The 24,361-nt window shown below is 62.8% G+C and carries 32 protein-coding genes, 1 other RNA gene and 1 pseudogene; 17 read left to right on the top strand and 17 right to left on the bottom strand.

The genetic code is table 11. The features are described 5' to 3' along the window. Positions 1-21: 21 nt before the first annotated feature. From AC3CB8_RS02100 to AC3CB8_RS02090, 3 genes are read left to right on the top strand one after another with little or no spacing between them, the layout of a single operon-like run. Positions 22-282, top strand: coding sequence for a DUF2312 domain-containing protein (locus tag AC3CB8_RS02100; RefSeq protein ID WP_015315223.1), 261 nt, complete (start codon positions 22-24; stop codon positions 280-282). A 50-nt stretch (positions 283-332) separates the two neighbouring features. Beyond that, positions 333-773, top strand: a complete 441-nt coding sequence (locus AC3CB8_RS02095; RefSeq protein WP_023771717.1) for a hypothetical protein — start codon at positions 333-335, stop codon at positions 771-773. Continuing rightward, entirely contained in the window at positions 774-1,073 is a 300-nt protein-coding gene (locus AC3CB8_RS02090; RefSeq protein WP_023771716.1) for a hypothetical protein, read from the top strand. 65 nt (positions 1,074-1,138) lie between these two features. Here the strand turns inward: AC3CB8_RS02090 and msrB are convergent, their stop codons facing one another. The 4 genes from msrB to AC3CB8_RS02070 form a co-directional block, all read right to left on the bottom strand. Then, complete coding sequence (gene msrB / locus AC3CB8_RS02085) at positions 1,139-1,543, bottom strand: peptide-methionine (R)-S-oxide reductase MsrB (protein WP_023771715.1); 405 nt, start codon at positions 1,541-1,543, stop codon at positions 1,139-1,141. Positions 1,544-1,646: 103 nt separating this feature from the next. Further along, the gene (locus tag AC3CB8_RS02080) at positions 1,647-2,837 is read right to left on the bottom strand and encodes a vWA domain-containing protein (protein WP_023784255.1); all 1,191 of its coding nucleotides are present in this window, start codon (positions 2,835-2,837) and stop codon (positions 1,647-1,649) included. 6 nt (positions 2,838-2,843) lie between these two features. After that, a complete protein-coding gene (locus tag AC3CB8_RS02075; protein WP_023771713.1) occupies positions 2,844-3,290 on the bottom strand; it encodes a GNAT family N-acetyltransferase in 447 nt (148 codons plus the stop codon). An 88-nt stretch (positions 3,291-3,378) separates the two neighbouring features. Further along, a complete protein-coding gene (locus AC3CB8_RS02070) occupies positions 3,379-4,215 on the bottom strand; it encodes an AAA family ATPase (RefSeq protein WP_352595822.1) in 837 nt (278 codons plus the stop codon). 147 nt (positions 4,216-4,362) lie between these two features. Here AC3CB8_RS02070 and AC3CB8_RS02065 point away from each other — a divergent pair, with 147 nt between their 5' ends. The 8 genes from AC3CB8_RS02065 to AC3CB8_RS02030 all read left to right on the top strand — a co-directional run bounded on the left by AC3CB8_RS02065 (position 4,363) and on the right by AC3CB8_RS02030 (position 8,917). Next, a complete protein-coding gene (locus AC3CB8_RS02065; protein WP_198030251.1) occupies positions 4,363-4,788 on the top strand; it encodes a DUF4345 domain-containing protein in 426 nt (141 codons plus the stop codon). 25 nt (positions 4,789-4,813) lie between these two features. Next, positions 4,814-4,969: non-coding RNA, 6S RNA (gene ssrS, locus AC3CB8_RS02060), on the top strand. Between the two features lie 97 nt (positions 4,970-5,066). Then, positions 5,067-5,654 (top strand): 5-formyltetrahydrofolate cyclo-ligase, encoded by a 588-nt coding sequence (locus AC3CB8_RS02055; protein WP_352564051.1) that lies wholly within the window; start codon positions 5,067-5,069, stop codon positions 5,652-5,654. A gap of 63 nt (positions 5,655-5,717) precedes the next feature. After that, positions 5,718-6,542 (top strand): TIGR00282 family metallophosphoesterase, encoded by an 825-nt coding sequence (locus AC3CB8_RS02050; protein WP_488377257.1) that lies wholly within the window; start codon positions 5,718-5,720, stop codon positions 6,540-6,542. A gap of 68 nt (positions 6,543-6,610) precedes the next feature. Continuing rightward, positions 6,611-7,378, top strand: a complete 768-nt coding sequence (locus AC3CB8_RS02045) for a TerC family protein (RefSeq protein ID WP_031241363.1) — start codon at positions 6,611-6,613, stop codon at positions 7,376-7,378. Next, positions 7,269-7,571 carry a hypothetical protein gene (locus tag AC3CB8_RS02040; protein ID WP_435053035.1) on the top strand — a complete coding sequence of 101 codons (303 nt, stop codon included), beginning with the start codon at positions 7,269-7,271 and terminating at the stop codon, positions 7,569-7,571. The genes AC3CB8_RS02045 and AC3CB8_RS02040 overlap by 110 nt, the downstream gene beginning before the upstream one ends. A gap of 253 nt (positions 7,572-7,824) precedes the next feature. Beyond that, positions 7,825-8,574, top strand: a complete 750-nt coding sequence (locus AC3CB8_RS02035) for a YebC/PmpR family DNA-binding transcriptional regulator (protein ID WP_352564033.1) — start codon at positions 7,825-7,827, stop codon at positions 8,572-8,574. 16 nt (positions 8,575-8,590) lie between these two features. Then, positions 8,591-8,917, top strand: a complete 327-nt coding sequence (locus AC3CB8_RS02030; protein WP_023771705.1) for an Rdx family protein — start codon at positions 8,591-8,593, stop codon at positions 8,915-8,917. Positions 8,918-8,947: 30 nt separating this feature from the next. Here the strand turns inward: AC3CB8_RS02030 and AC3CB8_RS02025 are convergent, their stop codons facing one another. Next, positions 8,948-9,424 (bottom strand): anthrone oxygenase family protein, encoded by a 477-nt coding sequence (locus tag AC3CB8_RS02025; protein ID WP_352564034.1) that lies wholly within the window; start codon positions 9,422-9,424, stop codon positions 8,948-8,950. 145 nt (positions 9,425-9,569) lie between these two features. Here AC3CB8_RS02025 and AC3CB8_RS02020 point away from each other — a divergent pair, with 145 nt between their 5' ends. After that, positions 9,570-10,199, top strand: a complete 630-nt coding sequence (locus tag AC3CB8_RS02020; protein ID WP_352564035.1) for a TetR/AcrR family transcriptional regulator — start codon at positions 9,570-9,572, stop codon at positions 10,197-10,199. A gap of 83 nt (positions 10,200-10,282) precedes the next feature. On the opposite strand, the gene rpmE is transcribed toward AC3CB8_RS02020, so the two are convergent. Continuing rightward, positions 10,283-10,504 carry a 50S ribosomal protein L31 gene (gene rpmE, locus AC3CB8_RS02015; RefSeq protein WP_010912060.1) on the bottom strand — a complete coding sequence of 74 codons (222 nt, stop codon included), beginning with the start codon at positions 10,502-10,504 and terminating at the stop codon, positions 10,283-10,285. Between the two features lie 205 nt (positions 10,505-10,709). Here rpmE and AC3CB8_RS02010 point away from each other — a divergent pair, with 205 nt between their 5' ends. Next, on the top strand, positions 10,710-12,509 hold the full coding sequence (locus AC3CB8_RS02010; RefSeq protein ID WP_352564036.1) for an ABC transporter transmembrane domain-containing protein: 1,800 nt from the start codon (positions 10,710-10,712) through the stop codon (positions 12,507-12,509). Positions 12,510-12,558: 49 nt separating this feature from the next. On the opposite strand, the gene AC3CB8_RS02005 is transcribed toward AC3CB8_RS02010, so the two are convergent. Beyond that, positions 12,559-14,043 carry a carboxypeptidase M32 gene (locus AC3CB8_RS02005; RefSeq protein WP_352564037.1) on the bottom strand — a complete coding sequence of 495 codons (1,485 nt, stop codon included), beginning with the start codon at positions 14,041-14,043 and terminating at the stop codon, positions 12,559-12,561. Positions 14,044-14,183: 140 nt separating this feature from the next. Here AC3CB8_RS02005 and AC3CB8_RS02000 point away from each other — a divergent pair, with 140 nt between their 5' ends. Beyond that, positions 14,184-14,537, top strand: coding sequence for a DUF1304 domain-containing protein (locus tag AC3CB8_RS02000; RefSeq protein WP_352564038.1), 354 nt, complete (start codon positions 14,184-14,186; stop codon positions 14,535-14,537). Between the two features lie 103 nt (positions 14,538-14,640). On the opposite strand, the gene AC3CB8_RS01995 is transcribed toward AC3CB8_RS02000, so the two are convergent. The 9 genes from AC3CB8_RS01995 to AC3CB8_RS01955 all read right to left on the bottom strand — a co-directional run bounded on the left by AC3CB8_RS01995 (position 14,641) and on the right by AC3CB8_RS01955 (position 22,666). Further along, a complete protein-coding gene (locus tag AC3CB8_RS01995; RefSeq protein ID WP_023771700.1) occupies positions 14,641-15,066 on the bottom strand; it encodes a hypothetical protein in 426 nt (141 codons plus the stop codon). 251 nt (positions 15,067-15,317) lie between these two features. Continuing rightward, a complete protein-coding gene (locus tag AC3CB8_RS01990) occupies positions 15,318-16,349 on the bottom strand; it encodes a peptidoglycan -binding protein (protein ID WP_023784262.1) in 1,032 nt (343 codons plus the stop codon). A 1-nt stretch (position 16,350) separates the two neighbouring features. Then, the gene (locus AC3CB8_RS01985) at positions 16,351-17,376 is read right to left on the bottom strand and encodes a MotA/TolQ/ExbB proton channel family protein (protein WP_023771698.1); all 1,026 of its coding nucleotides are present in this window, start codon (positions 17,374-17,376) and stop codon (positions 16,351-16,353) included. Positions 17,377-17,496: 120 nt separating this feature from the next. Continuing rightward, positions 17,497-18,183, bottom strand: coding sequence for a PAQR family membrane homeostasis protein TrhA (gene trhA, locus AC3CB8_RS01980; protein WP_352564039.1), 687 nt, complete (start codon positions 18,181-18,183; stop codon positions 17,497-17,499). 132 nt (positions 18,184-18,315) lie between these two features. Beyond that, a complete protein-coding gene (locus tag AC3CB8_RS01975; protein WP_023771696.1) occupies positions 18,316-19,116 on the bottom strand; it encodes an inositol monophosphatase family protein in 801 nt (266 codons plus the stop codon). A gap of 89 nt (positions 19,117-19,205) precedes the next feature. Beyond that, on the bottom strand, positions 19,206-19,772 hold the full coding sequence (gene efp, locus AC3CB8_RS01970; protein WP_015315249.1) for an elongation factor P: 567 nt from the start codon (positions 19,770-19,772) through the stop codon (positions 19,206-19,208). A gap of 165 nt (positions 19,773-19,937) precedes the next feature. Then, positions 19,938-20,933, bottom strand: a complete 996-nt coding sequence (locus AC3CB8_RS01965) for a tetratricopeptide repeat protein (protein ID WP_156939374.1) — start codon at positions 20,931-20,933, stop codon at positions 19,938-19,940. Positions 20,934-20,979: 46 nt separating this feature from the next. Further along, on the bottom strand, positions 20,980-21,627 hold the full coding sequence (locus tag AC3CB8_RS01960) for a thiamine phosphate synthase (RefSeq protein ID WP_352551080.1): 648 nt from the start codon (positions 21,625-21,627) through the stop codon (positions 20,980-20,982). Positions 21,628-21,760: 133 nt separating this feature from the next. Further along, the gene (locus tag AC3CB8_RS01955; RefSeq protein WP_352564041.1) at positions 21,761-22,666 is read right to left on the bottom strand and encodes a DMT family transporter; all 906 of its coding nucleotides are present in this window, start codon (positions 22,664-22,666) and stop codon (positions 21,761-21,763) included. A gap of 132 nt (positions 22,667-22,798) precedes the next feature. Here AC3CB8_RS01955 and AC3CB8_RS01950 point away from each other — a divergent pair, with 132 nt between their 5' ends. The 3 genes from AC3CB8_RS01950 to AC3CB8_RS01940 all read left to right on the top strand — a co-directional run bounded on the left by AC3CB8_RS01950 (position 22,799) and on the right by AC3CB8_RS01940 (position 24,090). After that, positions 22,799-23,248 carry an Lrp/AsnC family transcriptional regulator gene (locus AC3CB8_RS01950; RefSeq protein WP_352564042.1) on the top strand — a complete coding sequence of 150 codons (450 nt, stop codon included), beginning with the start codon at positions 22,799-22,801 and terminating at the stop codon, positions 23,246-23,248. A 184-nt stretch (positions 23,249-23,432) separates the two neighbouring features. Continuing rightward, positions 23,433-23,699, top strand: a complete 267-nt coding sequence (locus AC3CB8_RS01945; RefSeq protein WP_352564043.1) for a DUF6894 family protein — start codon at positions 23,433-23,435, stop codon at positions 23,697-23,699. A 214-nt stretch (positions 23,700-23,913) separates the two neighbouring features. Continuing rightward, positions 23,914-24,090 carry a hypothetical protein gene (locus AC3CB8_RS01940; protein ID WP_023771688.1) on the top strand — a complete coding sequence of 59 codons (177 nt, stop codon included), beginning with the start codon at positions 23,914-23,916 and terminating at the stop codon, positions 24,088-24,090. A gap of 103 nt (positions 24,091-24,193) precedes the next feature. On the opposite strand, the pseudogene AC3CB8_RS01935 reads toward AC3CB8_RS01940, so the two are convergent. Beyond that, positions 24,194-24,319: pseudogene (locus AC3CB8_RS01935) on the bottom strand (transposase); the annotation flags it as partial. Positions 24,320-24,361 lie beyond the last annotated feature (42 nt).

Below are 24,361 nucleotides of genomic sequence, written 5' to 3'. Positions count from 1 at the left end.
GGAACCGATTTGGAGAAAAACATGGCCGACGATATCACCGAGACCAGCCAGACTGTTGCCGCCGGCCAGCTGCGTGCCTTGATCGAGCGCATTGAGCGGCTCGAGGAAGAAAAGAAGACGATTTCCGACGACATCAAGGAAGTCTTCGCCGAAGCCAAGGGTACCGGCTTCGACACCAAGGCAATCCGCACCATCATCCGTCTGCGCAAGAAGGACCAGGCCGAGCGCCAGGAGGAGGACGCCATCCTCGATCTGTACATGGCCGCCCTCGGCATGGTGTAAGACTAACCGGCCGGTGCCCGACGCGGTTGCCGGAGACAACGGTTCGAACCATGAGCGAATTCGACTTCGGCGGCCGCCGCGCCTTGGAATTCCGCCATCGCGGCTTCTGGTCGCTGTTTGCCGAACGGCATCCGGAAGAAAGAGCCCGGCTAGCGCGGCGCGGGCCCTGGTTCTGGCAGCGCGGGCTCCCCGACTTCGCACTGGTGCTTTCCATGTATGTCGCGCCGGCGCAGAACCATGTCGGCGTCTTCTTCGGCCGCAACGAGAAGTTCGGCGCCACGCAAAGCTGGTCGCGGCTGGAGCCGTTCCGGCCGGCGATCGAAGACAGGCTGAAGCTTCGGCCGGAACAAAGCTGCGAAGGCCTTGGCATCAATTCGATGTGGCGCGTCAACTGCTTTGCCGAGGACAACTGGCCTGCCATGACCGACTGGCTGGTGACGGAATGCTCGCGGGTCGAGTGCGCCGTGACCGAAGTGCTGAGGCAGGGGTAAGTGATCTCGGATTTCTTCCGCTCGCGTTGGCTTGGCGAGGTGCCGATCGACCGGCTGTTCTGGCGCGACCTGATGCTTGTCGGAACCGCGATCAATATTGCGTCGTCTGCCGCGGCGCTGATCCTGCTTGGACTGAAGATGCCGCTCGGCCTTGTCCTTGCGGTGCATTTCGCACCGGTGGGCTACAGCATCTTCCTGGCTTTGGCGGTCTGGCGCACGGCTGACAAGGCAGGTGGCGCCAAGGCTTCGCTTTTCATGCTGGGATCAGCGCTCTGGCTGATCGCCACGATCGTCGTCTGACGAAGCCGCCCTTACGAAAAAAGGGCGGCCAGAGCCGCCCTTGGCAAGCATTCATGACGCCTTGTTCAGACGGCCGGCTCGAATTTCAGCGCCACGCCATTGATGCAGTAACGCAGACCGGTCGGCGGCGGGCCGTCCTCGAAGACATGGCCGAGATGGCTGCCGCAACGGGCACAATGGCATTCGGTGCGGACCATGCCGTAGCTGCGGTCGACGGTGTTCTCGACGGAGCCCGGCACGGGATCGTTGAAGCTCGGCCAGCCGGTGCCGCTCTCGAATTTCAGCGTGGATTGGAACAAAGGCTGGTCGCAGCCGACGCAGGAAAAAGTACCGGCGCGCTTCTCGTACAGCAGGGCGCAGCTTCCCGGCCGCTCGGTGCCATGGTTGCGCATGACGGCGTATTGCTCCGGCGTCAGCCTGGCGCGCCATTCGGCGTCGGTGCGGGTGACGGGGTAGGTATGGGTGTCCATTTCATCTCCTCAGCCTTGGCGGCTCGTTCTTGGTTGCAACCGGATATTCGCGACAAGATAGGGGTTTGTTACAGACCTGCCCAGTCCCGAGCGCTTCGGACTCTCAATGTTTGCGCGACAATTGCCTGGTGGCGCCTTCCAATCCGGTCAGTGTCAGTGGGAACATGCGGCCGCCGAAGATGTCACGGATCATCGCGATCGAATGGGTAAAGCCCCAGTTCTTTTCGCTCTCGGGGTTAAGCCACACCGCGTTCGGCCATTGCCGCAGCAGCCGGCCGAGCCAGACGGCTCCGGCCTCGGGGTTCCAGTGTTCCACCGAGCCGCCGGGCTGGGCGATCTCGTATGGGCTCATCGAGGCATCGCCGACGACGATGACCTTATAGTCGGGGCCATATTTGTGGATGAGGTCGAAGGTCGAAATCGTCTCGGCATGGCGGCGACGATTGTCCTTCCACACGCCTTCGTAGAGGCAGTTGTGAAAGTAGAAATATTCGAGCTGGCGGAATTCGGCGCGAGCGGCCGAAAACAGCTCCTCGACGCTTTTGATATGGTCGTCCATCGAGCCGCCGACATCGAAGAACATCAGGAGCTTCACCGCATTGCGGCGCTCGGGCCTGGTCTTGACGTCGAGATAGCCGTGCTCGGCGGTGGCGTGGATGGTGCCGGGCAGGTCGAATTCTTCCTCCGCGCCCTCACGCACCCAGCGGCGCAAGCGCTTCAGCGCGACTTTGATGTTGCGGGTGCCGAGTTCGACGGCATCGTCGAAATTCCGGAACTCGCGCTTGTCCCAGACTTTCACGGCGCGACGGTTGCGGCTTTCGTGCTGGCCGATGCGCACGCCTTCGGGGTTGTAGCCATAGGCGCCGAAGGGGGAGGTGCCGCCGGTGCCGATCCATTTCGAACCGCCCTGGTGGCGGCCCTTCTGTTCCTCGAGCCGCTGCTTCAGCGTCTCCATCAGCCTGTCGAAACCGCCCAGCGCCACGACCAGTTTTTTCTCTTCCTCGGTCAGGTGCTTTTCGGCCAGCCGGCGCAGCCATTCCTCGGGAATATTGGCGACGTCGACCGCATCCGGTCCGCCCAGCGCCTCGACGCCCTTGAAGACATGCGCAAAGACCTGGTCGAAGCGGTCGATATGGCGCTCGTCCTTAACCAGTGCGGCGCGGGCAAGATAGTAAAAACCCTCGACGTCGTAATCGACCAGCCCGGCGTCCAGCCCCTCCAGCAGCGACAGATATTCCCTGAGCGAAACGGGAACACGGGCAGCTTTCAGCTCGAGGAAGAAGGGGATGAACATGGCCGGTTACAGCAAATCATACTCGATAAAGCCCGTCCTGCGCGCGACGTGGTCGTAGAGCTTGCGGGCGGTGGCATTGGTTTCGTGCGTCATCCAGTAGACGTTCTTCACGCCGATCTTGGCGGCCTCCTGTTTCACCGCCTCGATAAGGGCAGCGCCGATGCCTTTGCCGCGCACATCCGGATCGGCGAACAGATCCTGCAGGTAGCAGTTGTTTTTCTCCGACCAGCCGGAGCGGTGGTAGAGATAATGGGTGAGGCCGACGGCCTTGCCGCCCGAGGTGGCGATAAAACCCTTGGGCTCGAACTCGCCTTCGGTGAACAATCGTTTCCAGGTGATGGCATAGACCTCTTCCGGCAGCTTGGTTTCGTAAAAGGTTAGATAATCGGTCCACAGGCGGTGCCAGTCGGCGTGGTCGGATTGCGCGAGGGGGCGGACAACGATCTCAGACATTTTATCTCCTCCGAAGGGTTCTGGCCGAAACTGACCTTCTCTTCGGCCCGCGGCAACGGTCCACGGCCGGGGAAAGCGCTGCTTCTGCCTATTGTCTTCTCGCCATGAAGGCCAGCCGCTCGAATAGATGCACGTCCTGCTCGTTCTTCAACAGGGCGCCATGCAGTTTGGGCAATGCGTTCTTCGGGTCGGCGCGCAAATCCTCCGGCGCGATGTCGTCGGCGACCAGCAGGCGGATCCAGTCGAGCGCCTCGGAGGTCGATGGCTTCTTCTTCAAGCCTGGCACGTCGCGGATTTCATAGAACTGGGTGAGGGCCGCGCGCACAAGGTTCTGCTTGATGCCGGGATAGTGCACGTCGACGGTTCTGTGCAGCGTGTCGACGTCGGGAAAGCGGATGTAGTGGAAGAAGCAGCGGCGCAGGAAAGCGTCCGGCAACTCCTTCTCGTTGTTTGAGGTGATGATGACGATCGGGCGAACGGAGGCGTGAATGGTCTCGCCGGTCTCGTAGACGAAGAACTCCATCCGATCGAGTTCCTGCAGCAGGTCGTTGGGGAATTCGATGTCGGCCTTGTCGATCTCGTCGATCAGGAGCACGACCTTCTTGCCGGCCGCGAATGCCTCCCAAAGCTTGCCGCGCTTGATGTAGTTCTTGATGTCGTTGAACCTGACATCGCCGAGCTGGCTGTCGCGCAGCCGCGACACCGCATCATATTCGTAGAGGCCTTGCTGCGCTCGCGTCGTCGATTTGACGTGCCACTCGATCAGGTCGAGGCCGAGTGCCGCCGCCACTTGGCGGGCGAGTTCCGTCTTGCCGGTGCCGGGCTCGCCCTTGACCAGCAAGGGCCGCTCCAGTGCGATCGCCGCGTTGACCGCCACCATCAGATCCTTGTCGGCGACATAGGCCGCCGTGCCTTCGAAACGCATTTTTGCTCCTTGGTTGGTTGACGCGACCGTAAGGACGCCGCCGCGGCTGTGCAAGGGTTGCGCCGGATGCGACGAATGGCTTGAAACCCGAGACGAAAAATTCCCGTTGCTGCGCACGGCCGCTCGGCAGGCCGAGGGGCGGGGAGCATGAACGAAAAGATGTCAGGCAAGACGGCGCTCCAGGTCGTGGTTGGCCTGTTGGCGGCAACGCCGGTTCTGGTGGGCGTGGAAGGTATCGTGTCCGGCCCGGAATTCCTGCATGTCGCCGCACCATGGCCTGTCGATCTCGACAGTCATTTCCGCTTCCTGTCCGGGTTTTTCCTGGCCATTGGCTTGGCCTGGTACAGTTGCATTCCCAGCATCGAGACCAAGGCGGAACGGTTCCGGCTGCTTGCCGCCTGCACGTTTGCCGGTGGCTTGGCACGGCTTGTCTCGCTGCTGTTGGTCGGCGCGCCATCGCTGGGGCACGTCGCCGGTCTCTTCGTCGAACTGATGGCGGTGCCGGCGCTGGTCTGGTGGCAGAGGCACGTCGTGAATAAAGCCAGCGGGACGGGCCAACTCTCTGGCGCTTGAGCCACCAGCGGCCTATATTGGGGGGGACGGTCTGTGCTTCCCGGCAGGAGAACATTTTCCCCGGGGCCTTAACGATCCTTAGGGAGCTGTCCCTGGGAAGACCCGTGGGTTTTCTCACACGGCGCCCACCTACTTTGTAGGTTCCCGGGATCGCTCTCTCCACCGGTTGTGTGGATCGTCACTTATCGCAAGGCGTCCCACGCATCTTGGTGGATGATGCGGTGGGAAACGTCGCACTTGAGGCTCCGCACAGCTTTGACCTTTTCTACCTTGGCCGCATGACCTCTCCCAAAGACCTGAAAAAAAAGCTGCGTCTCGAGGCACTCGCCCGCCGCGACGGCCTCGATGCATTCTGGCGAGTGGAGGCTGCGCTCGAAATGGCGGAGACGGCGCGCGACCATCTGGAGATCGGGCCCGGTCAGATCGTCTCCGGCTTCTGGCCGATGCGCTCGGAGGTCGACGTCAGGCCGCTGATGTTCGCCTTGCGAGAGAAGGGCGCACGGCTCTGCCTGCCGGCCATTCTCGACAAGACCACCATCGTCTTTCGCGAACTGGTTCGCGGCGCGCCGATGGTGGATACGGGCTTTGGCACGGTCGGGCCCCACGCGGAGGCCGAGGTACTCGATCCCGCAGTCATGCTGGTGCCGCTCGCCGCCTTCGACGCGCGCGGTCACCGCATCGGCTATGGCGCCGGCTATTACGATCGGGCGATCGGCAAGCTCGTCGACAAGGGGTTCGCGCCCCGGCTCATCGGCATCGCCTTCGACTGCCAAGAAGTTTCGCAAGTTCCAGACGAACCCCATGATGTGGTCATCCCGGAAATACTCACCGAGAGCGGGTTGCGCCGCTTTGCGCCAAAATTGTAGATAGTTCTTTGAAACGCATGATCTTTGCCGAAAAGTCATGCAACTTTTCGGGATCACGCATAGATGCGACTTCTTTTCCTCGGGGACATGGTCGGCAAGACAGGCCGCACCGCGGTGTGGGAACAACTGCCTGGCCTGATCTCCGACTTCAAACTCGATTTCGTCATCGTCAACGGCGAGAACGCAGCTGGCGGCTTCGGCATCACCGAAGAGATCTTGCGTGAGACGATCTCGGCGGGCTGCGATGTCGTGACCACCGGCAACCATGTCTGGGACCAGCGCGACGCGCTGGCCTTCGCGCCGCGCGAGCAGCGGTTCCTGCGGCCTTCCAATTTCCCCAGAGGCACTCCGGGGCGCGGCTCCGGTGTCTACATCGCCAAAAACGGCGCGCGCGTGCTAGTCGCCAACATTATGGGCCGGGTGTTCATGCACCCGGAACTCGACGACCCGTTTCAGGCCGGCGAACGCGAGCTTGCCGCCTGTCCGCTCGGCGAGCAGGCGGATGCGGTGGTGATCGACTTCCATGCCGAGGCAACCTCGGAAAAAATGTGCTTCGCGCATTTCGTCGATGGACGCGCCAGTCTCGTCGTCGGCACCCACACGCACCAGCCCACCGCCGACCATCAGATCCTCAATGGCGGTACCGGCTACCTGTCGGATGCCGGCATGTGCGGTGACTATGATTTATCGCTCGGCATGGACAAGGAAGAACCGCTCAACCGGTTCCTGTCGAAAGTGCCGAAAGGGCGTTTCGAGGCAGCGACGGGACCGGCGACATTGTGCGGCGTCGGCGTCGATATTTCCGACCGCACGGGGCTCACCGAGAAGATCGCGCCGTTTCGTCGCGGGCCAAGGCTTGAAGAAACGGCTCCGTCCTTCTGGGCGTGACATTGATATAGGGGTTCGCAGTACCTAATTGCCGGCGACACTGCTCTAGATCGTAGGGGACGACCTCCATGCAGCTTATCGAATTCCTGGCGCCGCATTTTCAATTCGTTTCCGACCCGACCGCCTGGGTCGCGCTGCTGACGCTGGTGGTGCTCGAGATCGTGCTCGGCATCGACAATCTGATCTTCATCTCGATCCTGACCAACAAGCTGCCCGTGGAGCAGAGGGCACGCGCGCGGCGTCTTGGCATCTCGGCGGCGCTGGTCATGCGCCTGGTGCTGCTCGCCACCATTTCCATCATCGTCCAACTGACGACGCCGGTCTTCACGGCGTTCGGCCACGGCTTCTCCTGGCGCGACCTGATCCTGATCGCCGGCGGTCTGTTCCTGGTGTGGAAGGCGACCAAGGAGATCCACCACACGGTCGATCCCGACGATCATCAGGACACGATGCTGGGCGAAACGCTTAAGATCTCGCTTGCCGGCGCGATCTTCCAGATCCTGCTGCTCGACCTCGTCTTCTCCATCGATTCCATCATCACCGCCGTCGGCATGACCGACGAGATCGCCATCATGTATATCGCGGTCATCGCGGCCGTGACCGTGATGATGCTGGCGGCCGGACCGCTGGCGGACTTCATCGCCAAGAATCCGAGCATCGTCATGCTGGCGCTGGGCTTCCTGCTGATGATCGGCATGACGCTGATCGCCGACGGCATGGGCTATCATGTGCCCAAGGGCTACATCTACGCGGCGATGGGTTTTTCGGCGCTGGTCGAGGGGCTCAACATGCTGGCGCGGCGGCGCAAGAAAGCGAAAACCGGCGACCGGCACTGAGACCGATCGGCGCGGGGCGAGGCTAATGCCCCCGGAGGAGGCGGACCTGAACGTCGCGCGCCGCGACGGACGCGAGCGCTGGAAACATCTCAATGCGTTGCCGATCAAGCAGATTCACGACCGCTTGATCAGCCAGTATGACGGCCATGCGCTCAGTATCATCGACCGGCTGATGTCCGATCTGGAAGGGTAGGCCTCCGATCTCGAAGGGTAGGACAAAGGCCGGGCGAAACCTGCTTGCCGGGCCGCCGCATGCCGAGTGCCCGGCAACGCGGCGCGGCTGGACGAATTGAGCCGATTTATCTATAAGCCGGCCATTCCGACACAGAGCGCCGTACGTTCATCCGGACGCATCGGGACGCTCTGAAATTGAATTCGAGCCTTTTGCAAAGGCGAGATGACGCATCTCGCGGCAAGACGCTCTAGCCGAACACGACAGGGGTGCCATGGCTGGCCATTCACAGTTCAAGAACATCATGCACCGCAAGGGTCGTCAGGACGCGGTGCGGTCGAAAATATTTGCCAAGCTGGCGCGCGAAATCACCGTCGCCGCCAAGAGCGGAACGCCGGATCCATCGATGAACCCGCGTTTGCGGCTGGCGATCCAGAACGCCAAGGCGGTGTCGATGCCCAAGGACAACATCCAGCGCGCCATCAACAAGGCCTCGATGGGCGACGCCGAAAACTACGAAGCCGTGCGCTACGAAGGGTATGGGCCGGGTGGCGTGGCCGTGATCGTCGAGGCGCTGACCGACAACCGCAACCGTTCGGCGTCCAATGTCCGCGCCGCCTTCACCAAGGCCGGCGGCGCGCTCGGTGAAACAGGATCGGTGTCGTTCATGTGGGACCGTGCCGGCGAAATCTACTATCCGGCCTCGGCTGGCAGCGCCGACAAGATCATGGATGCGGCCATCGAAGCCGGCGCCGACGATGTCGAATCGGACGAAGAAGGCCACACGATCTATTGCGCCTTCGAGACTCTCGGCGAGGTGTCCAAGGCGCTTGAAACCTCGCTCGGCGAGGCCGAATCGGTCAAGGCGATCTGGAAGCCGCAGAACAATGTCCCGGTCGACGAAGAGCGGGCGCAGTCGCTGATGAAGCTGGTTGCGACGCTCGAGGACGATGACGACGTGCAAAGCGTGTACGCCAACTTCGAAGTCGACGACGAGACGATGGCCAAGCTCAGCGCGGCGTGAGCGAAGGTCGTCCGACATGAGTAAAGCTCAGTTGCCGGCCATCCGCATCACCTACTGCACGCAATGCCAGTGGCTGTTGCGTGCCGGCTGGATGGGGCAGGAGCTGCTCTCCACCTTCGGCACCGATCTCGGCGAGGTGACGCTGGTGCCGGGCACCGGCGGCATCTTCACCATCTCCTGCAATGAAGTGCTGGTCTGGGATCGCAAGCGCGACGGCGGCTTTCCGGACGCGGCGAAACTCAAGCAGCTGGTCCGCGACGTGATCGATCCGGATCGGGATCTCGGTCACGCCGACCGCAAAGGCCATAGGTCGAAGGGCGACACGCAAGAAGATCCGGCGTGAGCAAGGCCTCTTGCGTTTCGCAGAGCCTCTTTAGAGCAATGCGAAGATAAAGCAGGCCATCGCCACGATGGCCGTGATGGTACGGACGTGGTTCCACATCACCCATTGGCTCAGGTGGTTCGCCCACACGGCCGCGCCGTTGCTGCTGGCCGGATCGACGGCGGCGAGCGCATCGTTGAGCGGCACGTTGAAGGCCATGGTCACGATAGGGTTGCCGACCAGATAGAGCACCGCGCCGGCAAACAACCAGTAGGTGCGCGAATGGCTCCAGCCCAAGAGAGCGGCGGCAATGAGGACGAGGCAGATGAGGCCGGTGCCGAAAAGCGCGGTCATGAAGGTCGGGGTGATCACCGTGATGTTGATCGAATTCATCGCTGCGATGCCGGTTGGAACGGGCAGCCGGACAAGGGCTGCCATGACGAACGTGGAAAAGGCGAAGAACACGCCGCCAACGACGCCCGAGCCGATCGCGGCGACGAAGGTGAGGGTTGGAAGAAGCTTCGTCATTTCAGTTGCTCCAGACGCTGGTTGCGGCGGTTTGCTCTCCGCAAATGTGAGTATGTCTCACATTTGCAGAATGTGATAAACCCTCGTATTTTATAAGTCAAGTCATTCCCGGTGATTTTACCGGACGCGTTTGTTGGAGACAGTCATGGGGGCAACGCCGGCCAACGAGCAGATCGCTTCGCCGCGCCGGGCGCCGAGCCAGCAGCGCAGCCGCGAGCGAGTCGAGCGCATGCTTGCGGCCGCCTCGGCGCTAATTGCCGAACAAGGCAGCGATGCCATGCGCATGGGGGAAGTGGCGGAGCGGGCTGGGGTGTCGATAGGCTCGCTCTACCAGTTCTTTCCGGACAAGCGGGCGATCGTCTGGGCGCTGGCCGAACGCTACACGGCCGAGAGCCAGGCGTGCATTTCGGCGGCACTGAAGGATATCAGCGACGCCGAAGGCCTGAAGCGGGCCTTTTCCGAGCTAGTCGATATCTATTACGGCCTGTTCCTGGCCGAGCCGGTGATGCGCGATATCTGGTCGGGCACACAGGCCGACAAGGCGCTGCGCCAGCTAGAACTCGCCGACAGCCGCGCGAACGCGGAATTTCTGATGGCGGTGCTCAAGCGCCTGCGGCCCGACGCCGATCCGGTGGCGCTCGACACGACGGCATTCTTGGTCTGGCAGATGGGCGAGGCGGCCATGCGGCTGGCGATCTCGGTCGAGCGGCAGGAGGGCGACAGGCTGGTCGCGGCCTACAAGCGCATGGCACTCAGGGAATTGCTGGCCGAATAAGGGGCCGAAAACCCAGCCTTCGGCCAAGCAACAAAAAACCCGCCACAAGGGCGGGCTCTTGATCCGCGAAAAAACTCTTCGCCTTAGAGGCCGAAACCTTCGAAGCGCTTCTTGAATTTCGACAAGCGGCCGCCGCGGTCGAGCAGGGTCTGCTGGCCGCCGGTCCAGGCCGGGTGGGTGGTCGGGTCGATATCGAGGTTCATCGTATCGCCTTCCTTGCCCCAGGTCGAACGGGTCGTGTATTCGGTGCCGTCGGTCATGACGACCTTGATGGTGTGGTAGTCGGGATGGATTGCGCTCTTCATGGCTCTGTTCCTGGCTTGCCGGCGCGGCGGACGGGCATAAGCCTGCGTCGATGCGCCTCTTTTTAAAACTCGAAGCCGCAGCTATTGAGGAGCCACGGCTTCTAAAACGGTCGGCGTGCCTATACATCAGCCGGAATTGAATCACAAGGCCGCGGCAAGCGCATATTGAAGCGCATGAGCTGAAGTGGCTAGAGGAAACACCGAGATGGCGCAATCAAGCAGCGCAGACGAGCGCCGACGCTCGCTCAAGCCGCTCAGACGCCTGTTTCCGTATATCGCCGGATATCGCACGCTGGTCATCGGCGCCCTTATCTCACTGGCCATCGCGGCGGCAACGACATTGGCACTGCCGCTGGCCGTCCGGCGCATGATCGACCACGGTTTCTCGTCGGCCAGCACTACCTTCATCGCCGAATATTTCGGCGCCCTCGTGGCGATGGCCGCCGTGCTGGCTGCGGCGTCGGCCGGCCGCTACTATTTCGTCATCACGCTCGGCGAGCGCGTTGTCGCCGACATCAGGCGCGATGTCTTTGCCCATGTGACGACGCTGTCGCCGGCCTTCTTCGACACCGCCCAGTCGGGGGAAATCGTGTCACGGCTCGCCGCCGACACCACGCAGGTCAAGTCGGCGGTAGGCGCTACCGCATCCGTGGCGCTGCGCAACGTCATCCTCGGCCTCGGCGCGGTGGGCATGATGGTCATCACCAGCCCGAAACTCTCCGGCCTAGTCATTGCGGCGATCCCCGTGATCGTGCTGCCGCTGGTCGCCTTCGGCCGCTCGGTGCGGCGCAAGTCAAGGCAGGCCCAGGACACGCTTGCCGACGCGACGGCCTATGCGAGCGAGCAGATCGGCGCGGTGCGCACGCTGCAAGCCTTCACCAATGAGAGACTGGTCACCGGACGATTCTCGGGCGCGGTGGAAGCCGCCTTCGAGGCAGCGCGCGCCTCGATCTTCGCGCGCTCCCTCCTCACGTTCTTCGCCATCTTCACCATTTTCTCCTCGGTCGTGGCGGTGTTGTGGTTCGGCTCGCGCGACGTGCTCGCCGGCACGATATCGCCTGGCACGCTTGGCCAATTCCTCCTCTATTCGGTGTTCGCCGCCGGAGCGCTCGGCGCGCTGTCGGAAGTCTGGGGCGAACTCGCGCAGGCCGCCGGTGCCGCCGAACGGCTGACCGAAATCCTGGCCGAGACGCCGGCGATCCAGGCGCCGGCCGATCCGAAGCCGCTACCGGCGGTTGCCAAGGGCGCGATCGTCTTCGAGAATGTTTCCTTCTCCTATCCGGCGCGGCCCGATCGCGCCGCCGTCCACGGCCTGAGTTTTCAAGTCATGCCCGGCGAGACGGTGGCCATCGTCGGCCCCTCGGGTGCCGGCAAGAGCACGGTGTTCTCGCTGATCCTGCGCTTCTACGATCCCGAGACAGGCAAGATCCTGATTGACGGCGTCGACGTGCGCGAGGCCGATCCCGTCGCGGTCCGGCAGCGCATCGCCATCGTGCCGCAGGACGTCACCATCTTCGCCGCGAGCGCGCGCGACAATATCGGTTTTGGCCGGCCAGGTGCCAGCAAGGCCGAGATCGAGGCGGCGGCCAAGGACGCATTGGCGGACGAGTTTATCCTCAGGCTCGAGAACGGCTATGACAGCCAGGTCGGCGAGCGCGGCGTGACGCTGTCCGGCGGCCAGCGCCAGCGTGTGGCGATCGCACGTGCCATCCTGCGCGACGCGCCGATCCTGCTGCTCGACGAGGCGACCTCGGCCCTCGACGCCGAAAGCGAGACATTGGTGCAGACCGCGCTCGAGCGGCTGATGCAGGGGCGCACCACCATCGTCATCGCCCACCGGCTGGCGACTGTGCTGAAGGCCGACAGGATCCTGGTCATGGATGGCGGCCGCATCGTCGAGGAAGGCACGCATCAGAGCCTGGTCGCCAAGGGTGGCATTTATGCCAGGCTCGCCAAGCTGCAGTTCGAGACCGGCGCCAGCGCCTTCAGGGGCGCGGCGGAGTAGCAGGTTCAGTTCGTCTCGGCGAAACGAAAACTGTCATCCAGGCGGCATCTCATCCGCCGTAGCGCTGCTTCAGATGATTGACGAAATACACTGCGTTGAGCTTCTCGCCGGTGGCGCGCTCAAGCAGGTCCGGCGTCGACCAGCGCGATCCCTGCGACCAGATCTTCTCGCGGCGCCAACCGTTGATCGCCTCGAAATTCCCCTTTGCAAGGTCTTCGTCGGCTGAAGGATGCTCGCGCGTCAGCGCGGCCCATTGCTGCGCCGCCATCATCGCGCCCAGCGTATAGGACGGGAAGTAGCCGAAGGCGGCACCCGGCCAATGGACGTCCTGCATCGGCCCGTCGGCGGGGTTGTCGATGGTCGAGATACCAAGATAGTCGCGCATCTTGGCATCCCAGGCTTCGGGCAGATCAGCCACTTCGAGGCTGCCCGAAACAAGCTCCTGCTCCAGTTCGTAGCGCAGGATGACATGCAAGGGATAGGTCACCTCGTCGGCGTCGACGCGGATCAGGCCACGTTCGACACGATGCACATGCGGCAGGATATCGTCGAGCGACCAGGCTTCGCCGAGATGCTTCTCCACCACCGGCAGCGCCCAACGCCAGAAGGCAGGATTGCGGCCGATCTGCTTTTCGACGAACAGGCTCTGGCTTTCGTGCACGGCCATGCCGCGGGCCTTGCCCAGCGGCCAGTGCGACCACGTCTTGGGCAGGTTTTGTTCGTAGAGCGCATGGCCGGTCTCGTGCAGCACGCCCATCAGCGCCGACAGGAAATCCGATGTCTTGTAACGTGTGGTGATGCGCACGTCGCTCGGCACGCCGCCGCAGAAGGGATGGTGCGATACCGACAGCGAGCCATGCGTCAGGTCGAAACCGACCGCAGCCATCATGGCAAGGCCGAGTTCACGCTGCTTGTCGATCGCGTAGGTGCCCGAAAGCGGCTTCAGCGGATGCTTGCGCAGCCGCGCCTCCTGGATCGCCACCGCCTCGGGCACGAATCCCTTGAGGAAGGCCTTCAGGTCGGCGAAGACGGGGGTGATGTCGGCGGTGCGATTGCCGGGATCGTATTGCTCCATCAGCGCGTCATAGGGAGCTAGGCCGAGGACATCGGAGCGCAGGGCCGCCTCTTCGCGCACCAGCGCCACCACGCCTTCGAGAGCCGGCTGGAAGCCAGCCCAATCGTTCTTGGCGCGCAGGGTGCGCCACAATTGCTCGCAGCGCATGCGCGCCGTCGTCTGGCGCTCGACGAATTGGACCGGCAGGCAGGTCAGGTTGGTGTATTGCCGCCGCAACTCGGCGAGAGCCGCCCGCTGCTCATCGTCCAATGCCTCGCCTTCGGCCGCGGCGATCCAGTCCGATATTTCCGGCGCGGTCGCCCTGGTGTGATACATGCCGGCAAGGGCTGCCATCGCCTCGGCGCGCTTCTCGCCACCACCGACGGCCATGTGGGTCGCCTCATCGGCGCCGAGGATGGCCAGCGCATGCTCAAGCGCTTCGAGCTTGTGGCCGAGATCGTCGAGTTTGTGAAAGGACATGGCGGCTTCCGTGGTTGAGGACGGGCGAAAAGACACCAACGCAAAAGCATTGGCAACCCTCGGATACCATCCGGCAGATGCAGCTTGCGCAAGCGAGGTTCGGCATGAAATGCTGTCGGCGACGGATGAAGGGGAGCAGAATGATCGGCAACATCCTGGTTGGGCTGGTGGCCTTGATCCATGTCTACATCGTCTATCTCGAGATGGTGCTTTGGGACACGCCGCGCGGGCACAAGACATTCCGCCTGACGCCAGAATTCGCCGGCGCCTCCAAAGTGCTCGCCGCCAATCAGGGTCTCTATAACGGCTTTCTCGCCGCCGGCCTGATCTGGGGGCTTTACCTCGGCGCCGGCGGTTTCCAGGTCAAGGTCTTCTTCCTGTTGTGCGTGGCCATTGCCGGTCTCTATGGCGCGGCGACGGTCGGCCGCAAGATCCTGTACATCCAGACCGTGCCGGCGGTGGTCGCCCTGCTCGCGGTCTGGCTCGGTTGGTAGGCAAGATGGGCTGGTAAGGAAAGAAAAAGGACGCCAGCGGGATTGGGGTCCCGAAGGCGTCAATGGGTCCCTTCCTCCAGGACGTTTCCAGGCCGGAATAGCCTCAGCCGTTCGGATAGTTTCCGCCGTCGGCACCATCACCCATCAGGAAACCGCTGCCGGTGTCGACCATCAGACGCTGATCCACATTGTCGAGCCGGCGCAGCAGGTCATGGTACTGCGCGGCCGGGATCCTGCCGTGATCCGACGCGGCTATCCTCTCGGCGACCTGACTGATGCGGGCGGTGCGCATTTCCAGGCGCTCCGCGACTGCCGGGGTGATGTGGTTGGCTTGCCTGGCGTCGACGATGCCCTGATGAACACCCCGGACCTGCTCAACGAGCGCCTTGACACGGGGGCCTGCCATGTCGGTGGGGGCGGTTGCATCGAGAGCACCCTTGTGGTGGCCCGCGGCATAGGCGCCGGCGAGCGGGACGGCAATGAGAATTGCGGCAAGTGTTGCAGTCTTGAGAGATGCTGATGAGCGCATGGTGCGCTTCCTCCTGCTGGGAAGGGAGAGCGGCCGCGCCGCCTCGCCTTCCGACCATTTTGGGTCGTCCAGTCCCGTCGCGTCGCGATGGGAGGCATCGCCGGCGGTTCTCGGCCCTGCGCGGCAAGCTAGGAGCGCTCCGGCGGGAAGTGTAATTAAAAAAAGATAATCTTTTCAGGCCTTGCCGGCCGATGTCTGCGCCCTAGAGTTGAGCCGGCGAACAATTCCGCGTGAGTTCGCGTGATGATGGATCAACGTTCGGTGAGCTTAAGTTCAATGCGGCGGTTCTTGTTGCGCGCCTCTTCCGTGTCGGCGGGATCGAGCGGCTGGAATTCCCCGAAGCCGGCGGCGACGAGCCGGTTGGCCGGTACGCCATTCTCGATCAGGAACTTGACCACCGAGGTGGAGCGCGCCGTCGACAGTTCCCAATTGTCGCGATAACGGCCGGTGCCGGACAGCGGCTTGTTGTCGGTGTGGCCGTCCACGCGCAGCACCCAGTTGATCTCCGGCGGGATCTCTTTCTGCAGTTCGATAATGGCGTCGGCGAGCTTCTTCATCTCGACCTTGCCGGCATCGTTGATCACTTCGGATCCGGTCGGGAACAGAACTTCCGACTGGAACACGAAGCGGTCGCCGACGATGCGGATGTTCTCGCGATCGGCCAGGATTTCGCGCAGACGTCCGAAGAAATCGGAGCGGTAGCGGTTCAGTTCCTGCACACGCTGCGCCAGCGCCACGTTCAGGCGACGGCCGAGATCGGCGATCTTGGTGTTGGAATCGCGATCGCGCGTTTCGGAGACGTTGAGGGCATCCTCGAGCGCGCCGATCTGCTTGCGCAATGCCGCGATCTGCTGATTCAGGATCTCGACCTGGCTCAGCGCCTGCTGGCTGATCTGGCGCTGGTTGTCGAGTTCGCCGCCCAGCGCCGCGGCTCGCTGGTTGGCGGCGTCGCCGGCACCCGCACCTTGTGCCAGCAACTGTTCGAGCCGGCTCTTCTCCGCCTCCGCCGCCGACAGCGACGCCTGCAGATTGGCCAGCGAATCCTCCTTGTCCTGTGCCGTCGAGCGCTCCAGCGCCAGAAGCTGCGTCAGTTCGTTGATCTGCGAATTGAGGCGCGACAGCGCCGTATCCTTGCCGGAGATTTCGCGCCCGAGCAGGAACTGCGCCAACACGAAGACGGTAAGCAGGAACATGATGGCGAGCAGCAGAGTCGACAGCGCGTCGACGAAACCCGGCCAATAGTCGATGCGGCGATCGGTACGCCGGCCCCTGGCAAGCGCCATCCTAGTGCACCCCGGGCTTCTTCAGCGCGTCGGCGATCTTTTCCAGCGTGTTGCGCATCGCCTTTTGTTCGTCTGACTGGGCTTCGACCCAGTCACGCATGATCTGCTGTTCGGAGCGCATGTTCTTGACCAAGCCCGAAATGCCGTCGGCGAGATTGGCCATGGCGGTGGCGACGCGCGGGTTGGAGCCGCCGCCATTCTCCTGCAAGCTGCGCAGCCGCTCCGACAGGACGCGGATCTCGTCGGAAGACTCGGCCTTGGCCGGGTCGGAAACGACGATATCGGACGACAGATCCGTGACCGAGGACAGCCAGTTCTCGAGCTCGGTGTAGAAGCGCGTCTGGGCGCGGCCGGCCTGCAAGTCGAGGAAGCCGAGCACGAGCGAGCCGGACAGGCCGAACAGCGAGGATGAGAAGGCGGTGCCCATGCCGGCCAGCGGCGCCGACAGGCCCTGTTTCAGCGAATCGAGAACCGCGGCTGCATCACCCGTGCCGGGATCGAGCGATTCGATGGTCTCGCGAATCGAGCCGATCGTATTCAACAGGCCCCAGAAAGTGCCAAGCAGGCCGAGGAACACCAAAAGGCCCACAAGGTAGCGCGAGGTGTCGCGGCTTTCGTCGAGGCGCGTGGCGATGGAATCGAGCATTGTGCGCATCGATGAGGTCGAAAAGGCCATGGACGAGGAACGGCCGATCATCGCCTTCATCGGCGCCAGCAGCACCGGTTCGGTGGTCTCGGAGCCGGCTCGGAAAGAGTTGACCCAGCGGACCTCGCGAAACAGCCGCCCGACCTGCGTGAAGGCCAGCAGGATACCGACGACGAGCACGCCGACGATCAGGCCGTTGAGGCCCGGGTTGGTGACGAAAGCGGTGGTGACCTGGCGGGTCAGGATGGCGGCGATGAAAGCGACGATGGCAAGGAAGATGACCATGGTCAGCAGGAAGACCTGCGGACTGGACAGCTTATGGGGGTCGTAGATCAGCACGTCGGAGCGCCTGCCCATGCCGAAGGATCTGAGAAAAGCCATCCGTGCCCCGTTTCCGATGCCGCTGCCGCCGATCACGTAGTTGGCGACTCTAAACGGAATTGTGACCGAATTGAATGGTGCTTGGCAATATTGCCACAGGCGGACTTTGGAGCCGGCGCATCAGAGGCGGTTGATGACCAGGCAGTCCACCATGGCCGCCAAATGCAGGCCGGCACCGGTCACGACGAAGCCGTGCCACAGTGCGTTGTGGAAGCGTAGCGCCTTCCAGGCGAAGAAAATCACGCCGCAGGAATAGACGATGCCGCCGGCGACGATGAGCACGATCGACGTGGTCGGCAGCGTCTCGACGAGCGGCTTGACGAGAACGATGCCGCTCCAGCCGATGGCAAGATAGAAGACGATTGCCAGCCTGTCGAAGCGGCCTGGGAAAACCACCTTGATGGCAATGCCCGTTGCGGCCGCGGTCCAGACCAGAACGATCATCCAGCGCGCCAGCGGCGAGTTTCCCAACTGGGCGAGAAAGGGTGTGTAGGTGGCGGCGATCAAGAGGTAGATCGCGGCATGATCGAAGCGGCGCAGGATCCATTTCGCCGGCGAGGTCACCGGCCACAGATTGTAGGTCAGCGATACCGAGAGCACGGTGAGCAGCGACACGACATAGAAGGCGGCGGCGATATATTCGCCCGGCCCGACCCGGAAGGCGGCTAGCGCCAGCAGCGCCGAACCGGCCGCGATCGCCAGCACGATCCCGACACCATGGACAATCCCGTCGGCGATCGTCTCGGCGCGCGAATAGTGCCAGCGTCCGATGAACGGAATCTCGATCTGTGGCGGGGTGTTGGTCATCTATCGTCCTGCATCACCCCATATCTGGGCAGCCGACGGACAGTATTTCAAGCTTTGTTTGCGGTTTTACGACTGCGCGCTTGCCTTGACGCAATTCCGGACGGAACCGCGAACACTTTTCCTGGAATTGCTTCAGCGCGGCGGGAGCGGCTTTTTCACCGTCTTCAGCAAGGCGCGCTGGATGATCTCGTTGCCGGCGACGACCGTGCCGGTGTCCAGCATGTCCTGTCCGCCATCCATGTCGGAGGCGAAGCCACCCGCTTCGCGGATCAAGAGCAGGCCGGCGGCCATGTCCCAGGCCGACAGGCCCACTTCCCAGAAGCCGTCCATGCGCCCGGCGGCGACATAGGCAAGATCGAGCGAGGCGGAACCCATGCGGCGAACGCCCGAGACCTCGGCCATGACGTTGCGCAGTTCGACCAGGAAATTGCCGTGATGGCCGCGGCCGAGATGCGGCACGCCGCAGCCGATCACCGTGTCGACAAGCTTGGTGCGGCCGGCAACGCGCAGGCGGCGATCATTCATGAAGGCGCCGCCGCCGCGCTCGGTGGTGTAGAGCTCGTCCATGGCAGGATTGTAGACGACGCCGGCAACGATCTGGCCCTGGCGCTCCAGTGCGATCGAGACGGCGAACAGCGGAATGCCGTGCAGGAAATTGGTGGTGCCGTCCAGCGGGTCGACGATCCAGCGGTGCTGGCTGTCTTCGCCGGCGACGGCGCCGCGCTCTTCCATCAGGAAGCCGTAGCCGGGACGTGCCTTCGACAGTTCGGCGAAAACGATGTCCTCGGCCTTGCGGTCGGCCTGGCTGACATAATCGCCGGGGCCTTTCATCGAGACCTGCAGGTTCTGGACTTCGCCGAAGTCGCGCGACAGCGAGCGGCCGGCCTTCATTGCGGCCTGGACCATGACGTTGAGGAGGGCTGAGCGTGCCATAGTGCTTCTTCCTGGTGCGGCGCTTTAAATTCTGTCTCGATGCATGCCGGTGACCCAAACCGCGGCCACTTCCGAGCGACATGCATGCATCAGTCGGCGCGGCGCACGTAAGTGATTTCGTTGGTGTCGACGATGATGCGTTCGCCGGCGCCGATGAAGGGTGGCACCAGCACGCGAATGCCATTTTCCAGCACCGCCGGCTTGTAGGAGGATGCCGCCGTCTGGCCCCTCACCACGGGATCCGCCTCGGTGATGGTCAGAGTCACGTAATCGGGCAGCGAAATGCCGATCGGCCGCTCCTCGTAGAGCTGAACCGTCACCATCATGCCGTCCTGCAGGAACGCGGCGCGGTCGCCGACGAAATCCTTGTTCAGTTCGAGCTGCTCGTAGCTTTGGGTGTCCATGAACACCAGCGCGTCGTCCTGCTCATAGAGGAAGGAAAAGTCCTTCAGGTCTAGCCGGATCTGCTCGACCGTCTCGGCCGAGCGGAAGCGCTCGTTGAGCTTGGTGCCGTTGATGAGGTTCTTCAGCTCAACCTGGTTATATGCGCCGCCCTTGCCGGGTTTGACGGTGTTGGTCCTGACCGCCACCCAGAGGCCGCCATCGTGTTCGATGACGTAGCCGGGGCGGATTTCGTTGCCATTGATCTTGGCCATGATGATGGGATCCGGGATGCTGCCAACGGCCGGGCCATTGGTATGGGATGTTCGCCGTGACAGGCGATTTAAGGCTCCAAGACCACAAATCGCCCGGAGAGGCAAGGGAGGGCGGGTTGCGGCTGAGCAACGGGGGCGGGCACCGGCCGGTTTCGCCTACCGCCATCAGGGCAGGCGGTTGGCCTTCTGCAGGGCCTGCTTGGTCTGGTCGTCGCTCAGCCCTTGCAGGAAATCGTCCATCTGCTGATCGATGAGGCCGGCGCGGCGGGCGGCGATGTACCAGGCGCCGGCGAGCACGAGGTCGGGATCGGTGCCGATGCCTTGCATATAGAGTTTTGCCAGCCGGTTCTGGGCCGCGACATTGCCGCCTTCGGCGGCCTGCTTCGTCCAGCCGAAGGCCGATTTCAGGTCGCGCGCGCCGCCCCGGCCCTCGATCATCCAGGCGGCGAGATCGATCTGCGCGGTGTCGTAGTTCTGACGGGCGGCTTGCGCCAGAAGCCGCCGTGCCTGTGCATCGTCGTGCGGCTTGCCGCCGACGCCATTGGCATAAATCTGCGACATGGCGTACTGCGCGTCGGCGAGACCGGTCGCGGCAGCGCGCTCATAGTAGGAAACCGCCTTGGCCAGGCCGGCATCGCCTGGATCCTGCTGGACCAGTATCTGCGCGAAATTGAACTGCGCCAGCTGGTTGCCGGCTTCGGCGGCAGCCTGCATCAGGGCATAGGCTTCCTTCGCGTCCTTCTTGACGTAGCGGCCGTCGAGCAGCATCAGCGCATATTGGAACTGCGATTCCGGCACACCCTGCTCGGCGGCAAGTGCGTACCATTTCGCGGCCTCGGCCGCGTTCAACGGCACGCCCAACCCACGCGACAGGATCTCGGCCACCAGCGTCTGCGCTGCCGGGTCGCCATTCTGCGCACGGACCAGCGCCAGATTATAGGCGGTTTTGTAAAGACCACGCTGGAAGGCACCATAGGCAGCGTCCGCCGGCTTGGCGCCAAAGCGGTTGGGATTGACGCTATCGGCCGACGGCAACGGCGCGGGTTCCGATGTAGTGGCGGGCTGCGGCAGCTGCTTTTCGATCGGCTTGTCGGTGTGCACGCCGGTTTCGGGCTTGGGCTGCGGCAAGGGTATGGTTTCGGCGGCGGCGGCCAGGATCATTGCCGCCGCAAGCAGAGCCTGAAGGGAAAGCCTTGCCAGGAACACGTCAATCCTCGAGGCGCGGCGCTGTTTCGTCGAGCAGCGCATTGGCCCGCGCGATCGCCACCTTCGGATCGACGCCGTCGGCGAAAACGGCGCTCGACAGCGCGACGAATTCGGCGCCGGTGGCGGCCACGGTTTCGACAGAGGCAAGATCGGAACCGGCCTCGACGATGCAGGGAATCTGGATCATCTGCGCCCACCATTGCCCCAATGACAGGTTGCGCGGATGCGGCTCGGGCTTGTTGTCGTAGCCGAACCGGCCGAAGAAAATGTAGTCGGGCCGGGCTTCGCCGAGTTCGAGCGCGTCGTCACGCGTCTTGGCGCCGCCGGCGCCGACCGTCATTTTCGCCTGGAAATGTTCAATCGTCTCGGCGAGTTCGGCCTTGGAGACCTCGACATGGATGCCGTCGGCCTGGACGCGGCCCGCGATGCGGGTGTCGCCAGCGATAATGACGGCCACTCCGGCGGCCTGCGCTGCCGGCACGATACGCTCGGCGAAGGCCTGGAAGGAGGCCTCGTCCATGCCATTTTCGGGCAGGATCAGCGAGGCGACATCGCCGCCGTCGAACGCGGCCGTGATCCTATCCACCGGTACGCCGGACGGCGCGATCAGCACGATGCGGCAGCGGTTGGGGGGCGTTGCGTCATTCATGGTTCTTCGATCCCGGGTTTCGCCTATGCCGGGCGAAGATGGTTGGATTGCGGCATAGAGCAAACTGCCCGCTTTGAACAGGCGGGCAGCCGGGATCGCGATTTTTGATCCGCCGGACAGCCGGCGCGTCGCCTTACTTGATCGGCTCGGGGCTCGCGGCGGCCGGTCTCGGTTTCCACAACGTCCAGCCGAGGTTCATGCCGGCGGCCGCGATCAGGATGGCGGCGGCGCCGACGACCTGGCTGAGGTGCAGCCGATGGCCGAAGGCGGTGACATCGACCAGGATGGCAACGACCGGATAGATGAAGGACAGCGACCCCTGCAGATGCGTCGGCAGCTTCTGGATGGCGCCGTACATGAGGATGTACATCAGGCCGGTGTGTACGATCCCGAGCGTTGCCAGCATGGCCCAGCTCCATGGATCGCCGGGAAGATGCGCCAGATTGGCGAAGGGCGCCAGCATGACGACGCCGACGCAGACCTGAATCAGCGCGATCAGATGCGGCGGCGTGCCCTTGAGCTTCTTGGTGACGATTGCCGCGACGGCCCAGAAAAAGGCGGCGGCCGAGGCCATCAGGATGCCGGCGAAATAGTTCGTGCCGACATCAGCGGCATCGGGAGCAGCGGCGACGATCAGCAGCATGCCGGCGAAGGCGATTGCCAGCCATGTCAGCTTGGTCAATGTCAGCCGCTCGGCGAACAAGAGCGCGCCGAAGCCGACCAGCATGAAAGGTTGCGTGTTGTAGACGGCGGTGGCGATCGAGATCGACGCGCGCGAGAAGGCGCTGAACAAGAGCAGCCAATTGATGACGATCGCCGCACCCCCAAGCGCCGCAAGGCCGATGACGCGCAACGAAAGCCTGTTTCGCAGCAATCCAAGCGAAGCGCAGATGAAGAGCAGCATCAGCGCGCCGAACGCGCAGCGCCAGAACACGACGTCCATGATCGGCTGACCGGACATGACGACGAACCAGCCGATCGTTCCCAGGATCGCCATTGCGGCCGACATTTCGACCGTGCCTCGCACCGTATCGTTCATAATAGCCCCTGAATTCGTTGAGGCGGCATAATCTCATGTGAGCCCTGGGCTATCCACCTCCTAGAAAAGGCGTTATGATGATATTACCTAATTAAAATAGGCATCCGCTCGAAAATCCGCGAGAAATAGAAAATGCTGGATGATTTGGACCGAAATCTGCTGGAAATCCTGGTCAGGGATGCGCGAACCTCGCTGAAGGATCTGGCGGCCCAGGTTGGGCTATCGTCGCCGAGCGTTTCGGAGCGGCTGCGGCGCCTCGAGGAGCGCGGCGTCATCCGGGCGTTCACCGTCGAGATCGATCCGCTGGCGCTCGGCTATACGCTGCAGGCGATCGTGCGGATCAAGCCTCTGCCGGGCAAGCTGCACATCGTTCAGAAATTGATCGAGGAGATTGAGGCGTTTGGAGAATGCGACAAGGTAACCGGCGACGACTGCTTCGTCGCCAGGCTGTTCGTGCGCTCGATCGGCGACCTCGACGGCATTCTCGATCGCATCGCCGACAAGGCCGAGACCAGCACCGCCATCATCAAGTCACAGCCGATCCGGCGGCGACCGCCGCCCCTGGGATTGCCGGCGGCCTAATAGGCCTAGCACCGTGTGCCGTGGTGGAAGGAGGCGGCCACCAGTGTCAGTCTTCCGCCGGATGACCGTCCGAGGAGAGGGCGATTATATATTTGACAGACCACGCCAATCGAGGCTTCCTTCGTATTAAACCGTACGCGTAAAGCCGAAGCGGAACAAACGTTGACCCTTCACGTTCGCCGTGATGGTGCTCTACTATCTCGACCTCACCGACAACGGAACCGCATACCCGGACACGGAAGGAACCGATCTTCCGAGCCTGGAATCGGCTGAAAACGGGGCGGCAAAGGCACTCCTGGAGATAGCCAAAGACAAGATTTCGGCCGGCACCTTCCGAGAAGAGGTCGCCTTGCATGTGCATGACGGTTCGAGCAAACCAATCCTTGTGGTGAAGGTTACGTTCGAGCTAGTTCGAAACAGGCCTGAGAACGATGGAGCCTTGGGAGCCTGACGATTACTTCAATGTGAGCGCGCGCCTCTATCAGCAACGGGCGGTGGCACATGTTGAGAACTTGCGCTCAGATATCGAAGAGACGCGCCGTATAATCGAGGAATCCCGCAAGCTCCTAGACCGGCTTGCCGCCAATTTAGGCGCTATCGTGCCGTAGGAAAGGTCCTGACAGGCGGCGTTTCGTTAACTTGGGATAAGGGTGCTACAATCGGGCATGAGCAAAAACCCGGCCTTCATCGTCTATCGCCCGCCTGCCAAGGGGTTCCCCTTTCTGGCCGTGATCCTAAAACCAGACGGCACAGCTACTGCCCACCCCTTCAACACCGAAGAAGAGGCTTTACTCTTCAACCGGGAGGCAGCGACAGCGCTTGGGCACGGCATCAAACATTAGGCCAGCCGTTATCGCCCGGAAGAACGAAGACCGAACAGATTCATGCGGTAACGCTCCGGGTCCGCGTTGACTCAGTTACACAGCTCCACGATGCTCGGGGGTGTTCGGCACAATGCTGGTAAACACCTTTCATGCCGCGCTTAAAGACCGAATAGTAGCCTTCCAAGGTGTTGGTGTGCACGACGTCGCGAACGTATTCCTCACGACCATGGTTGATGGTGCCGTGCGCCGCGAACTTCGGGCCGATATTGTCATACACGCGGCCAAACCG

It is taken from the genome of Mesorhizobium sp. P160927, from assembly GCF_057766385.1.
The sequence above is the reverse complement of the archived record's forward strand: the minus strand, read 5'-3'. Positions and strand labels throughout refer to the sequence as shown.